Genomic DNA, 14,285 nt, shown 5'->3' with positions numbered 1-14,285 from the left:
CCCACCGCCCGAACGAAACCATATCCTCGAAGATACATATGTGAGAGCAGTCGGTTACTCGCCTTTCGTGACCTGGTCGAACGTCTGGTTGCCCATGACGCCGTGCATCTCGACGTCGACGTAGTCCTGCCAGAACCGCTGTGCGACGGGGTTGACCGTCGGGAGTTCCTGGACAGAGGCCCAGTTCATCTCCTCGACGATCTGGAAGGCCTCGTTGCGGGACTGCTGGGTCGAGTCGTCGGGCTGGTACTTGTTCTCCCAGGCGTCCATCGCGGTCTGGCGGTACTCCTCGGTGTAGAAGCCGCCCTCGGCACCCCAGCGGGTGAACTGCGAACCGGGGTTGTTCCCCCAGAGGAATCGCAGGAAGTTCTGTGGCCCGGGGTACTCCATCCCGTCGCCGAGGCCGAACACTTCCATGTCGCCGTTGATCGCGCGGCTGATGATCGTCCCGAACTGGGACTCCTCGATGCTCATGTCGATGTAGGCCGACCGGAGCTTCGACTGGAGACGGGTGAACACGGAGCCGTAGGCGCTGTCGCCCGCGATCGTCGTCGCGGTGATCTCGTAGCGGTCGTTCTCGCCGTAGCCCGCCTCCTCCATCACCGACCGGGCCTCGTCCAGTAGCGTCTCGCCGTAGCCGTACGGGTAGCCGTCGGCCCCGAACTCGGTGACCGACTGATAGCCGTTCTCGGCGTGGCGGTCGTACGTCTCGGCGCTGCCGACGCCGTCCTCGAACGTCGGATACGCCGCCGGTGGCGTCATGTGGTAGGCCGGCTGTCCGGTGCCCTTGTAGACGTTCTTTGCGATCTCGTCTTGATTCATCGCGTACGCGAACGCGCGTCGGACCGGGAGCGGGACCTCCAGGCAGTTGAACACGATGTACTCGGTCCGGAGCGCCGGGATCTCGCCGTAGTTGACCGTCGTGCCGTCGTCGAAGGTGTAGGTCCCGACCGACTGGCTCCCGCTGGTCTCCTCGATGGAGACGCTGTTGGGGTTGAACGCGGCGGTCGAGATGTCCTCTTGCATGAGGTCGGCGTTGCCGTTCTGGAAGCGGCTAAAGCGCGTGTTGGCGCTCTCGACGACGGTGATCGTGACGCCGTCGAGTTCCGGACCCTCGCCGTAGTAGTCGTCGAAGGCCGTCAGCTGGAGTGCGTCGCCCTTGTTCCACTCGTCGACTTCGAACGGACCGAGGCCGGCGTAGGCGGGACCGTCCCCCGCCGTACTGAAGAACTCGTTGTACTCGTACTCGCCGTCGTACCCCTCGATATCGCCGACCGAGCCGGCGGGGAGGATCGCGAACGTGCCTCCGGCGATCTGTGAGAGGGTGTACTGGAACGGCGAGGCGAGCGTGAACTCGAAGGTGTAGTCGTCGACGGCTTCGACCGCGAGCGAGCCGGGGACGTAGTCGGCCAGGCTCTCCTCGTCTGCGGGCTCGGTCCGGGACGCGTCCTTCTCGTGGTCGATCGTCATCGTCTCGCCGATGATGTCGTCGCGGTTCCGAGAGTTCTCGGAGCCGGCAAGGCGACGGAACGAGTAGGCCACGTCCTCGGCGGTGAGTTCGGTCCCGTCGTGGAAGGAGACGCCCTGTTTGAGCTGGAAGGTGTAGGTCAGCCCGTCGTCGGACATCGAGTAGTCCTCGATGACCGCCCCTTCCGGCGGGTACTCTCCGTTCGGGAAGTCCATCAGGGAGCTGCCGTACTGGTTGAACCCGACGCCCGACCCCTTGGCGTTGATCGGGTCGAGTGTCTGGACTGGCCCCGGAGACATCATCTGGAGCGTGTTGCTCACCGACGACGTGCTGTCGTCGGAAGCGTCGGAGGACTCGGTGGACTCGTCGCCGCCGTCGTCCGTGCTGTCGGTCGGTTCGTCCGTCGCGGTGGACTCTTCGGACGGGCCACTGGAACAACCCGCGAGCGCTGTGGCTGCACCGGCACCAGCAACCGTCAGAAAGCCTCGCCGCGTCGTATCCTCAGGCATCACGTCCATCTGTTTAACCCGTAGGTAACTGTGTTGCTATTATCAACCTATATTTCCTTATAGATTTCCATTGATAGCCAGATTCTATATAGAGTTACCAAAGTAACCAGTAGTGGAAACGTACTTGTACAGTCACGGGAAACGAGAACCGATGTCGGAGAACGCCAACGAGTGGGGTCGAACCCTCGAGACCGCCACGGAGATGGCCGAGGAGCTCCGGTCCGAGGGGTGGTCCGTCGAGACCGTCCGCGCGGCCCACGTCGCACCGGAGCCGCCGTCACACGGTGAGACCGATCGGTTCGGGTTCGTCTACCTGGCACAGGGCGAAGTCGCCGACGACGTGCGCGCGGCCGTCGCCGAGGGCGAGTTCGACGGCTACGAACTGTTCACACACCGGGACGGCTCGGACCTGTACGCGGTCACGCGACTGACCGACCGGGACCGCGATCTGGCGGTGTTGCTGGTCGGCGCGATCGACCTCACGACGGCCGGTGAGCTGGCCACCGTGGCGCGGGACCGCGGCGAGATGTACTCCCACGTCCAGCTGGTCGATGGCACTCACCTGGCGACGTTCCGCCACGACGACGCCGACCCCTTCTTCCCGGAGGACGTATGACCACGTTCGACGACGCCGGGCCGGTCGTGGCCCGACTGGACGAGCCACGCGGGGACCACACGCGCTTCGCTGTACTGGCCGACCCGCACGTCTCGACGCGCGAGGAGGGTACGTCGAAGCTGTTCGAACACACGCTCGACCACCTGGAAGCGGCCGTCGCGGACATCGGCCGCCGCGACGTCGACGCCGTCCTCTCGCCGGGCGACCTGACGAAAGACGGCGAGCCCTGGAACTACGACGCCGTGGATCGAGCCCTGTCCGAACTAGACGTGCCCTTCTATGCCGTCCCCGGCAACCACGACGTACCGAAGACCAGAGACGAACACGACCCCCTCTCCGTCGACGGATTCGCCGACCGCTACGGCCCCGGCAAGCTCCCCTACCACGTCGAGGTGGGCAGCCTGGACGTGATCGGGCTCAACACTGCCGGCACGGCAGATCGCCTGTACGAGAGCCACGAGGGACGGGTCACCGAGGCGACGCTGGACTGGCTCGGCGAGACCCTGGCCGAGACGGAGACGCCGGTGGTCCTCCTCCACCACAACCTCCCGGCGGTGAGCGACCAGATCGACGCCCACCGGGAGATCGAGTCCGAGATGGTCGAGATCCCGGCGATGGTCGACGCGGACCCGCTGGCCGAGACACTCGCCGACGGCGGCGCACAACTCCTGCTCAGCGGCCACTACCACCTGCCCGCGACCGGCGAGTACCACGGGCTCCGAGAGATCGCCGCGCCGACGACCTGCTCGTTCCCGCAGTCGTATCTCCTCTGTGAGACGACACCGGCCGGGACGACGATCCGCCTCGTCCCGATCGCCGACGAGGTCGGACTGGAAACCGCACACGCCCGCCGGACCGACGACTCCGCGACCGCGAAGGGCCTGACCGCTATCGCCGCCGCTCGGCTGGCCTCGTTCCCGCTGGTCAACGAGTGACTGTCGACTCATACTGCCGACTGTAACTTCGTGAAGATCTTCGCCATCCCGGGGTGGCGAAATCATTCACAGATGTACAGCCGGTCGTATCAGGGCTCCGGCTCGTCCTGGCAGTCACAGCCGCCGTTCGCGAGCAGTTCGTCGGCGCTGTACTGGGTCCCACAGTCCTGGCAGAACACCTGTACGTCGACGAAGACGCTGAAGTTCCCGATCGTGATGCGGTCGGTGTTGTGGAGGCTTTCGAGGTTGTTGCGGACGACGGCCTGAGTCCGGCTGACCAGTCGCCTGATCGACTCCGCGGTCTTCTCGATCTGTGAGCTGTCGGAGCGCTCCTCGCTGGGCTTGGAGACGCCCCGTTCGTCGGTGAGGTAGGTGTAGACGCTCTGGTGAGAGACGAACGACGTGCGGAGCGATTCGAGGTCGATACCGCGCTGTTCGAGGCGCGTCTCGACCTCCGCTCGCGTCCCGGTCCCCACGTCGTCGTCGGTGAGGAGTTCGTAGGTGTTCTCGATCTCGCCGTCGACGTAGGCTTCGTCGGCCCGGTCGTGGGCGGCCGCCAGCAGCCGCTGATTGAACCAGTCTGCCAGCTCCCGGAGACTGTACTGTTCGTCACCGGTCCCCAGCCAGTAGTCTTCGAGTTGCTGGCCGACGCCGTCGAGTTCCCACTCGTCGATCAGCCTGGCGACTTTGCTCACCGCGTCTCCCCCCGTGCTGTGACAGCGTGCATACGCGCATCTACCGAGAGAGTGCCACATGAACGTTCGCTTCCACGAGGTCGACGCGTCCCGCCCGTCGACAACGCTTAACACGGCCGGCCGTCGATGGGGGACATGACCCGGATCGTCGACTACGAACTGTTCGAGGTGCCGCCGCGCTGGCTGTTCCTGAAGCTCGAAACGGCCGACGGGACGGCCGGCTGGGGGGAACCCGTCCTCGAAGGGCGCGCCGCGACCGTCCGGACGGCCGTCGAGGAGCTACTGGAGGGGTACCTGCTGGGCGAGGCGGCGGGTCGGATCGAAGACCACTGGCAGACGATGTATCGCGGCGGCTTCTACCGCGGGGGTCCCGTGCTCATGTCGGCGATTGCCGGGATCGACCAGGCGCTGTGGGACATCGAGGGCAAGCGGACGGATCGGTCCGTCGCCGACCTGCTGGGCGGCCCCACGCGCGAGCACGTCCCGGTCTACAAGAAACTCGTGCCGGAACGCGTCGACAGGATTCCAGAGCGGGCGACCGACGCCGTCGATGCGGGCTACGAGACGCTCAAGCTGCTGACGACCTACCAGACCGCACCGCTGGAGTCGGGTGCCGACGTCGACGCGATCTGTGAACACCTGTCGCTCGCTCGCGAGGCGGTCGGGCGGGCGGTCGACATCGGGATCGACCTCCACGGCCACATCTCGGCGAGCATGGCTCCGCGGGTGTGTGCCCGACTCGCGGCGGACGACCCCGCGTTCGTCGAGGAGCCCGTCCGACCCGAGCACCTGCGGACGCTGGATCAGTCGGCCACGCACGACATCCCGGTGGCGTTCGGCGAGCGACTCTACTCGCGCTGGGAGTTCCGCCCGCACCTCGAAGCGGGGCGGGTCGACATCGTCCAGCCAGACGTCAGTCACGCGGGCGGGATCACCGAGATCGCGAAGATCGCGTCGCTGGCCGAGACCTACGGAGTGCAGGTGATGCCGAGTTGCTCGGTCGGGCCGATCGCTCACGCGGCCAGCACGCAGCTCAGCCACCACCTCCCGAACGCCGTCACGCAGCCCGACCTGGGCGAGCACTACGTCGACGCCTACGTCGACAACGCCGACGAACTGCGCAGCGAGAACGGGCGAGTGACCCTCCCAGATCGGCCCGGCCTCGGCGTCGACGTGAACGAGGCTGGCGTCCGGGACCACGCCGGCACGGGAAGCGACTGGCGACCGCCGGTCCGACGGTACGACGACGGGAGTTTCGTCGAGTGGTGAGCGCTCGCTGGCGGCCGACACTGACAGTGGACTTATCCTCGCGCCAGCCCAGCGAGACCGTATGGCAGATGGCGACCGCATCGCGGCGACGAAGACGGCCTTCGAACTGCTGGACGTGGTCTACGAGTCCGGCGGCGCTTCGGCCGCGGAGCTGATGGACGCGACCGGGCTCTCTCGGGGCGGCGTCTACAAACACCTGCGCACGCTCGTGGAGGTCGGCGCACTGGCGAATCGCGACGGCGTCTACGAGCTAGGACCGACGGTCGCCGAGTACGGAGTGGCGGCGAGCGCTTCCCACGCGATCCTCGACCAGACCGACGCGGTCGATCGGCTGGCCCGCAGCATCGACGCCCCGGCGAACCTCTGGGTGAGCGACGGCGAGGACTGTCACTGTCGATACACGGCGAACGCGGACCGCGCTGGGTCTCCCAGAGCCGTGGGCGACAGCGAACGACTCGTCGAGAGCCCGCCCGGGAAAGTGATGCTCGCTCGACTCCCGACGCGGCGGCGCACGGAGCTGGTCGGCACCCACAACGAGACGCTACTCTCACAGCTGGAGACGGCCAGAGAGCGTCAGTTCCTGGAGGAACGACTCCTGTCGGCACCCGACTGGCTCTCGATCGCGGCTCCGGTGCTCGCGCCGGGAGACGACGCCCCGGCGGCGATCGAGACCGTCGTCCCGTCCGAGCGGGCCGACCGGATCGACGTGACGACGCTCGGTGAGTCGCTCGTGGAGACGGCAACGGAGATGCAGTAGGCTGTTCCGACGGACTTTCTCGGTATTCTCGCTATTCTGTCAGTAGCGTCGAACGCAACTATATATGAGACATTTCGGCCGCACGAGGCAGTGGCACGGAGTGCGTCGGCGGCTGTCGTCGACCCGCCCGGCATCGAGGCACCGCTTCGCTCGATCTGACTCCAGTTTACTGCTACGGTTCCCCTGCATCGATCGACTGAGGGAGCCGACGAACGATAGCAGCGGCGGCGTCGGCTCGACGACGGTCGTCCCCAATAAAACGGTCTGTAGCGGCGTCTCGTGGACAGTTGCACGGCTCTCGGTCGGCGACCTCGACAGGGACCAGACGCACCGTCGAAAGTCGATGCTCTGCCCTGAATTGACAGAAGTACTCTGGAGAGAACATAGAACGCTTACTGATCTGTATTTCTTCATAGTTTTTCGTCTTCGAATGGCAGTGTCACAGCGGTCGACGTTCGAACCGCCGACGACCGTCCATCTGCGGTCGAGACGGACGATCACGGCGGGCAGCGTCGTACACAGATAGTGTACTGTAGCCACGACCTATTACAGCATTATGGCTGTAAAGCAGAGCAGAGAGTCCACAGTGAGTGTACGTCCGATGGCGACGCCGGTCCGAGAGTCGCCACCGCGAACACGCGCCTCCCGGATCGGCCAGCCCCCGAAACGACTAAACGAGCCGAAACCACACGTCAGAGCGAACACGATGAGCGAAATTACCGACTACGAGCTGTTCGAAGTGCCGCCGCGGTGGCTGTTCCTCCGAATCGAGACCAGCGACGGCCTCGTCGGCTGGGGCGAACCAGTCGTCGAGGGCCGGGCGAAGACCGTCCGCACCGCCGTCGAGGAACTGATGGACAACTATCTGCTGGGCGAGGATCCGTCACGGATCGAGGACCACTGGCAGACGATGTACCGCGGGGGCTTCTATCGCGGGGGCCCCGTGCTCATGTCGGCGATCGCCGGGGTCGACCAGGCGCTGTGGGACATCAAGGGCAAGCGCTTCGACGCCCCGGTCCACGAGCTGCTGGGCGGGAAGGCCCGCGACCGCATCCGCGTCTACCAGTGGATCGGCGGGGACCGTCCCTCCGACGTGGCCGAGCAGGCCCGCGAGCAGGTCGAAGCGGGCTTCACGGCGCTGAAGATGAACGCCACCGAGGAGATCGAGCGCGTCGACGACCCCGCCACCATCCAGGCCGCCGTCGACCGGCTCCGGCAGGTCAGAGAAGCCGTCGGCGATGACATCGACATCGGCGTCGACTTCCACGGCCGCGTCACGAAACCCATGGCCAAGCGCCTGGTCGAGGAGCTCGAACCCCACGAACCGATGTTCGTCGAAGAGCCCGTGCTGCCCGAACACAACGACGCCCTCCCCGAGATCGCCCAACACACGACGACGCCCATCGCCACGGGTGAGCGAATGTTCTCCCGGTGGGACTACAAGTCGCTGTTCGAGAACGGCACCGTCGACGTGATCCAGCCGGACCTCTCTCACGCTGGGGGGATCACAGAGGTCAAGAAGATCGCGGCGATGGCCGAGGCCTACGACGTGGCGATGGCTCCCCACTGCCCGCTCGGGCCGCTCGCGCTGGCCTCCTGTCTCCAGGTCGACGCCACCGCCGCCAACGCCTTCATCCAGGAACAGAGTCTCGACATCCACTACAACGAGGCCACCGACGTGCTCGACTATCTCGCCGATCCCGCGGTCTTCGACTACGACGACGGTTACGTCGAGATCCCCGACGGCCCCGGTCTGGGCGTCGAGATCGACGAGGAGTACGTCCGCGAGCAGGCCGAACTCGACCACGACTGGCACAACCCCGTCTGGCGACACGGCGACGGCAGCGTCGCCGAGTGGTAGCGCGAGCGGAACGGAGAATACTTACCGAGTGGGCCGACACGTTCACTCGATGCCAGCAGACCCGACAGCCAACGCCGTCCCGAACAGACACGCAGACACCGTCGCCGTCGTCACCGGTTCGACCCGCGGCATCGGCGCTGGCGTCGCCCGCCGCTTCGCCGCCGAAGGGGCCTCCGTCGTCGTCACCGGTCGCTCCGTCGAGCCCGGCGAGCGAGTCGTCGCCGAGATCGAAGCCGACGGTGGCGAGGCGACCTTCCTGCGGGCGGACATGCGCGATCCCGCCGAGATTCAGGCGCTGATCGAACACACCGTCGAGGAGTACGGCCGCGTCGACACGCTGGTCAACAACGCGGGCGTCCAGACCGAGACCACCGCCAGCGAGGCGACGCTGGACGACTGGGCGTTCGTCGTCGAGACCGACTTCCGGTCGTTCTGGCTCTGTGCGAAGGCCGCCGTCGAGCACATGCCCGAGGGCGGCACCGTCCTCAACATGTCCTCGAACCACGCCCGCCTGACAATGCCGGGGCTCTTCCCGTACAACGCCGTCAAGGCCGGCATCGACGGGATGACCCGCGCGATGGCACTGGAACTCGGCCCCGATGGGATCACGGTCAACACGATCAACCCCGGCTGGATCGAGATCGAACGGACCAGCGAGGAACTGGGGGAGGACTACGAGTACACCGAGGAGATCCACCCCGTCGGGCGACTCGGGACGCCGGCCGACGTGGCCGGCCTCGCCGCCTTCCTCGCCAGCGACGACGCGACGTTCGTCACCGGCGAGAGCATTCTCGTCGACGGCGGCCGCTCGCAGGTGATGCAAGACGACGTGTACCTCGACTACCGTCGAGAGTGACCGATCTGCCACAGTCGCCGATAACAGCGAGTGTGTGTCGGCGTCGTATGGCTAGATGCACCCACACCACCGTACATGGGACGATCTAAGGCCCTTCTGATCATACTGAACCAATAGTTGTCCACGGAACCCATGTATTCTGATCGTAATATCCATTCCAGCCCCAGATAGAGGACGATAGTTCCCAAAGATCGCCACCGACTGTCGAAAAGGACCGGCATGGAAGAAGGTCGCAGCAGACGGCGGCGCGTGCGGTCGGTCGACACACCGCCCAAGCGCATTTGTGTCGCGATCGAGACAGCGACGGTATGGCAGATCACACAGCCGTCGCCGGCACACTCGAAGGGCACGATTCGTGTCTGCTGGTGGTCCACGCCCAGGCCGACCTCGACACGGTCGGTGCCGCGGTCGGACTCGCACGCACGCTCGACAGCGAAACGCGGATCGTCGCGCCGGACGGCCTCAAGCAGCGAGCCCGGCAGCTGGTCGAGGCCCTCGACGAGACCGTTCACACTCCCGACGCGGTCGGCGACGCCGACTGTCTGGTCGTCCTCGACGCACCGTCGAGCGACCGCATCGAGCCGGTGTGGGGAGCGGTGACGCCGGAAACTCTCGTCGTGATCGACCACCACGAGCCCGACGACCTCGTTGAGGCGTCGACGGTCGCCGCCGTCGACGCGACCGCCGGTGCGACGGCCGCGCTGGTCGCCGACGTGATCGACGCGCTGGATGCCACAGCAGACTCGAAAGCACGGATCGCGCTGGCAGCGGGGCTGTTCGACGACACGGGCGGGCTCGCGGGTGCCTCGCCCGAGGAGATCAGTCGCTTCGGCGAGCTCCTGGCCGACAACGACCGCGTCGACGTGCTCTCGGCGCTGCTCGAACACGAGCGGTCGTTCGGCCAGCGAGTCGCCGCGAGCAAGGCGGTCGTTCGGGCGACGGGCTACCGTGCCGACCGGACGCTGGTCCTGACGACGACGATCAGCAGCCAGCAGAGTGTCGCCGCACAGGCGCTCCGGGCGACCGGAGCCGAGATCGCGCTCGTGTTCTCCGAGCGAGACGACCAGGTCTGGATCGTCGGCCGCGCCGAGTCCGGGAGCATCAACCTTCCCGAGGACCTGTTCGAGCCACTGGCCGCTGCGTTCGGCGGCGACGGCGGCGGCCACGCGGGTGCCGGCGTGGCGAAACTCGAAACGACGGCACTGGAGACCGTCCGCGAGGAGACGATCGCTCAGCTGGAAGCGACGCTCGGGACGGAGCTCTCGGCACTGTCATAGGCGGTCGACGGGACGGCGTTCGAACCGTGCTCGGGACCGCTACGGTTCGTAGTGTTCCCGGTGGACGACGACCTCGGAACCGTCGTCGATCGCCGTCACGACGATCTGATCGCCCTCGGGGTGGAGTTTGATGTTTGCCCAGGAACCCGACCAGCTCCCCTCGAACGTCGCGTCGTGGCCGGCGATCGTCGACTCGACGACGATCGTGTCGGCCTCGATGCCGGGGGAGTCGGTGAGTGTGACCTTCGCGGTGTGCTCCGACGGTTCCCCGTAGGTGATGTCGGAGACCACCTGCTGCTCGGAGTCCTCGATCGGTTCGTCGAAGGCGTCCGTGGGATCGTCCGGCGTCTCCTGACGCGCACCGATCCAGAAGACGCGCCATTCGTCCTGATCGGTGACGAGAACCCAGGTGTCGAGTTCGACGGACGAGTCGCCCATGTCCGCGCTGACGAGCATCGCATCCTCGTCGTCGAAGAGTCCTTCAAGCGTCGATCGCTCGAACTGGAGCGCTGCGTATTCCAGCGAGAGGACGTCATCGGCAGTCGCGTCTTCGACGACGATGTCTGTCCCACTGTGTGAACTGGCACCAGGCTGGAGCATGATCTCACCGCTGTCGAGCCCTTCACGGATCGGGCTCTCGCTGTGAACGACCGACGACAGTCCGTCGATGTCCTGCTCGCTGGCGGCAGTCAGGTACGTGCCGATCAGATCCGACGCCACGGCCGACGTCGACGGCCCCTGGGTCGTCTCGCTGTCAGGAGCCGTCTCGTTGGACGTCGCTGTGCTTTCGGAGTCGGCCTTGCTCAGGCAGCCACCGAAGAGAGTCGATACGCCGATGCTAACGGAGACCAAGTAGTCGCGGCGACGCATAGCATCTCGGCGTACAGCCGACCGACGATTAAACCCGCACACAAAATTCGCGGCCGCGAATCGACGATTCGGGGCGACGGGCCCGTTACCGGAACGAATGTCGGACCGATCGAAAGCTCGCACAGCCGAGACGAGGAGAGACGCGACAATCGACAGCCGACCGAATCCGTTTTTCCGTGAAATGCGGAGTTCGCGGCCGCGAAATTCGCGCCTGTTTTTACTACCCCGCAGGATATACTGACGGCTGCCGTGTCTGCCCTCCCCACCTGGATCGAAGATCGAATCGACAAAGACCTGGACAAGACGTTGACACAGCAACACGTCGTGGAGACGATGGTCGAGTCAGAGCGGCCGTTCTTTTCGACCAAACAGCTGCAAGCGCGCGTCAAGCCGGACGTCTGCAAGGCAACGGTTCGAAACCGACTGGACGAGTTACGGGAGCTCGATGTCGTCGCCACCGAGTCGTACCCCGAATCGGTCACGCTGTACTACATCGACTACCCCGAAACGAGCTGGCCCCTCTCACCGGCGGGGAAGCACGCACTCGCGACCGAAACGCCGCTCGATCGACTCTCGACGCGTGGGTTCCTCACGCTCACAGAGACCGCGGGAATCAGGACGCTCGTCCTCGCCGGCCTACAGCTCAGCCTCGCCCTGTTCGTGTTCGGCGGGATACTGACGATCCTCGGCACGGATATCAGCACCACGGGAAGCGATATCGCGTTCTGGGACAGCGCGTTCGATCTACTACTGTTCTGTTTGCTGTTGCTCGTCGCCGAGCGCACGGCGCAGTGGATCCGTAGACGACGAACGTACGGTATCGATGCCGCCGACTGAGCGAGTTGCCCGAAAGACGCCACGAAGCTGACGAAAGACAACGTATGACATCGAATACATCCGCCCCGAAAGACGGTCCCGAACTGCTCGACGAACGCCCTGTCGGTGGCATTCTGGTCCACCCGTTCGCGCTCCTGACAGCCGGTATCGGCGCTGGCCTCGTGTATCTCGTCGCGAGCCACGAGTTCACGCGAACGAACGCACGCAACGTCCTCAACTGGCACCTGTCGGTGCTGGCTCTCACCGCGATCGCGGTCCTGACCTTCACGCTCGGAGCCGACGAACTGACGATCGGCAGCCGCGTCGTCGACTGGTCACTGCTCGGACCGCCACTCGATACGATCGTCGCGATCGTCGGGACGTTGCTGTTGTTGCTAACGGGATGTGTGTGGTCGCTGACGTGGGTGTTCACCCTGATCGCCACCGTCAAGGCCATTCTGGGCGACCCGTGGAACTACCCGTTCGCACGGGAGTTCGTCAACCGAGCGTCCCGAACGTCGAGAGAAGAGACAGTCTGACGCTCTCTAGACGAGAGTCGCCCCGACGACCGGTCGTCGAACGGCTATCGGAACCCGCCGATCGGCGATCCGCCCGAACGGGCGCACATTTATCATTATTTACCACGATGGTAGTCGTATGCCAGGCGGCAGCGATATGACCCTGCATCAGTTCCTGTGGCGCGCGGAAAACGTCTTCGGCGATCAGGAGATCGTCTCTCGGACCCACGAAGGAATCCACCGTTACACCTTCGCGGACTACGGCGACCGCGTCCGGAAGCTCGCGAGCGTCCTCGACCGGCGTGGCTACGGCGAGGGCGACCGGATCGCCACCTTCGCGTGGAACAACCACTGGCACCACGAGCTGTACTTCGGCGTGCCCTGTCAGGGCGCACAGCTGCACATGATCAACATCCTCCTGCCGGACGCACACGTCCAGCACCTCGTCGACGACGCCGAGGACGCGGTGCTGGTCGTCGACCCGACGATGCTCGACGCCCTCGAAGCGGCCTACGACGAGGAGGCCTTCGACAGCGTCGAGCTGTTCGTCGTCATGGGCGACACCGTCCCCGAGACCGACCTGGAGCCGGTCACCGACTACGAGTCGTTCATCGCCGACGGCGACCCCGACTACGAGTTCCCCGACGTGAGCGAGGATCAGCCGGCCGGGATGTGCTACACCTCCGGAACGACGGGGATGCCAAAGGGCGTCGAGTACACCCACAAGATGTACTGGGGGCACACGATGGGACTGCTCACCGGCGAGTTGGGCCTCACCGCTCGCGACACCGCGATGACCGTGGTGCCGATGTTCCACGTCTCGGGGTGGGGCCGTCCGTTCGCGACGCTCGCCGCCGGTGCCAAGCAGGTCCTCCCCGGCCCGAACCCGGAGCCCGAAGACCTCGCCCACCTCGTCGAGTCCGAGGGTGTGACCCAGAGCGCGGCAGTGCCGACCGTGTGGCGCGGGCTGCTCCAGCACGCCTCGGAGGCGGACCCGGACCTCGATTCCCTGGAGTACGTCCTCTCGGGTGGGTCGGCGACGCCCAAGGGCCTCATCGAACGCTACCGCGAGGATCTGGGCATCGAACTGGTCTCGGGCTACGGGATGACCGAGACGACGCCGATCACGCACCTCGCCGAGACGATTCCCAGCAACGTCGACGCGGACGGCGACGAGCGGACGGCGACGCGTGCCCACGCGGGGCTACCGCTGCCCGGGGTCCAGCTGAAAGTCGTCGACGAGGACGGCGAGGAGGTGCCGTGGGACGGCGAATCGCTCGGCGAACTCCTGATGAAGGGGCCGTGGGTCACCACCGAGTACTTCAACGCCCCCGACAAGACCGAGCGGTCGATCACCGAGGACGGCTGGCTCAAGACCGGCGACATCGCACGAGTCACCGAGAACGGATACACCGACGTGGTCGACCGCCTCGACGACCTCGTCAAGAGCGGCGGGGAGTGGATCTCCAGCGTCGAACTGGAGAACCGCCTGATGGGTCACGAAGCGGTCGCGGAGGCGGCAGTGATCCCCGTCGAACACCCCACCTGGGACGAGCGCCCCGCCGCCTTCGTCGTCGTCGAGGACGACGCCACGGCCGACGACGACCTGCGCGAGACGCTTCGCTCGTTCGTCGCCGAGGAGTACCCCTCGTGGTGGGTGCCAGACACCATCGAGTTCATTCCGGCGGTGCCGAAAGGAGCGACGGGGAAGTTCTCGAAGATCGACCTGGAAGATCAGTACGTCGACGACGAACTCCGGGAGCGGGTCCGCGAGCAGGCCCCCGGACAGCGGTAGCTGCATCGCCGTCACGACTTGCCAGCAGTATAATTCTGTGCCG

General features: G+C 65.7%; 13 protein-coding genes. 10 read left to right on the top strand and 3 right to left on the bottom strand.

What is annotated here, in order from left to right; genetic code table 11:
• Positions 1–54 precede the first annotated feature (54 nt).
• Positions 55–1,977 carry an ABC transporter substrate-binding protein gene (locus tag ACAH01_RS04025; RefSeq protein WP_372480316.1) on the bottom strand — a complete coding sequence of 641 codons (1,923 nt, stop codon included), beginning with the start codon at positions 1,975–1,977 and terminating at the stop codon, positions 55–57.
• Between the two features lie 151 nt (positions 1,978–2,128).
• Between ACAH01_RS04025 and ACAH01_RS04020 the strand changes: the two genes are divergently transcribed.
• Positions 2,129–2,593, top strand: coding sequence for a hypothetical protein (locus ACAH01_RS04020; RefSeq protein WP_372480315.1), 465 nt, complete (start codon positions 2,129–2,131; stop codon positions 2,591–2,593).
• Positions 2,590–3,528 carry a metallophosphoesterase gene (locus ACAH01_RS04015; RefSeq protein WP_372480314.1) on the top strand — a complete coding sequence of 313 codons (939 nt, stop codon included), beginning with the start codon at positions 2,590–2,592 and terminating at the stop codon, positions 3,526–3,528. Before ACAH01_RS04020 ends, ACAH01_RS04015 begins: the two co-directional genes overlap by 4 nt.
• An 89-nt stretch (positions 3,529–3,617) precedes the next feature.
• Here the strand turns inward: ACAH01_RS04015 and rdfA are convergent, their stop codons facing one another.
• Positions 3,618–4,223 (bottom strand): rod-determining factor RdfA, encoded by a 606-nt coding sequence (gene rdfA / locus ACAH01_RS04010; protein WP_372480313.1) that lies wholly within the window; start codon positions 4,221–4,223, stop codon positions 3,618–3,620.
• A gap of 135 nt (positions 4,224–4,358) precedes the next feature.
• Between rdfA and dgoD (ACAH01_RS04005) the strand changes: the two genes are divergently transcribed.
• The 5 genes from dgoD (ACAH01_RS04005) to ACAH01_RS03985 all read left to right on the top strand — a co-directional run bounded on the left by dgoD (ACAH01_RS04005) (position 4,359) and on the right by ACAH01_RS03985 (position 10,243).
• A complete protein-coding gene (dgoD, locus tag ACAH01_RS04005) occupies positions 4,359–5,492 on the top strand; it encodes a galactonate dehydratase (RefSeq protein ID WP_372480312.1) in 1,134 nt (377 codons plus the stop codon).
• 61 nt (positions 5,493–5,553) lie between these two features.
• Positions 5,554–6,249: an IclR family transcriptional regulator gene (locus ACAH01_RS04000; protein WP_372480311.1), complete on the top strand. Its 696-nt coding sequence runs from the start codon at positions 5,554–5,556 to the stop codon at positions 6,247–6,249.
• Positions 6,250–6,955: 706 nt separating this feature from the next.
• Positions 6,956–8,110 (top strand): galactonate dehydratase, encoded by a 1,155-nt coding sequence (gene dgoD / locus ACAH01_RS03995; protein WP_372480310.1) that lies wholly within the window; start codon positions 6,956–6,958, stop codon positions 8,108–8,110.
• A 49-nt stretch (positions 8,111–8,159) separates the two neighbouring features.
• Entirely contained in the window at positions 8,160–8,966 is an 807-nt protein-coding gene (locus ACAH01_RS03990; RefSeq protein ID WP_372480309.1) for an SDR family NAD(P)-dependent oxidoreductase, read from the top strand.
• A 308-nt stretch (positions 8,967–9,274) separates the two neighbouring features.
• The gene (locus ACAH01_RS03985; protein WP_372480308.1) at positions 9,275–10,243 is read left to right on the top strand and encodes a bifunctional oligoribonuclease/PAP phosphatase NrnA; all 969 of its coding nucleotides are present in this window, start codon (positions 9,275–9,277) and stop codon (positions 10,241–10,243) included.
• A gap of 39 nt (positions 10,244–10,282) precedes the next feature.
• On the opposite strand, the gene ACAH01_RS03980 is transcribed toward ACAH01_RS03985, so the two are convergent.
• A complete protein-coding gene (locus tag ACAH01_RS03980) occupies positions 10,283–10,963 on the bottom strand; it encodes a hypothetical protein (RefSeq protein ID WP_372480307.1) in 681 nt (226 codons plus the stop codon).
• Between the two features lie 399 nt (positions 10,964–11,362).
• Between ACAH01_RS03980 and ACAH01_RS03975 the strand changes: the two genes are divergently transcribed.
• The 3 genes from ACAH01_RS03975 (at position 11,363) to ACAH01_RS03965 (ending at position 14,242) form a co-directional block, all read left to right on the top strand.
• Positions 11,363–11,950: a hypothetical protein gene (locus tag ACAH01_RS03975; RefSeq protein WP_372480306.1), complete on the top strand. Its 588-nt coding sequence runs from the start codon at positions 11,363–11,365 to the stop codon at positions 11,948–11,950.
• 44 nt (positions 11,951–11,994) lie between these two features.
• A complete protein-coding gene (locus ACAH01_RS03970) occupies positions 11,995–12,468 on the top strand; it encodes a DUF4870 domain-containing protein (protein WP_372480305.1) in 474 nt (157 codons plus the stop codon).
• Between the two features lie 118 nt (positions 12,469–12,586).
• Positions 12,587–14,242, top strand: a complete 1,656-nt coding sequence (locus ACAH01_RS03965; protein WP_372480304.1) for a long-chain fatty acid--CoA ligase — start codon at positions 12,587–12,589, stop codon at positions 14,240–14,242.
• Positions 14,243–14,285 lie beyond the last annotated feature (43 nt).

This window comes from Halomicrobium sp. HM KBTZ05 (assembly GCF_041530035.1).
Classification (GTDB): Archaea; Halobacteriota; Halobacteria; order Halobacteriales; family Haloarculaceae; genus Halomicrobium.
Note: the sequence above shows the minus strand (reverse complement) of the source record. Positions and strands in the feature narration are given on the sequence as shown.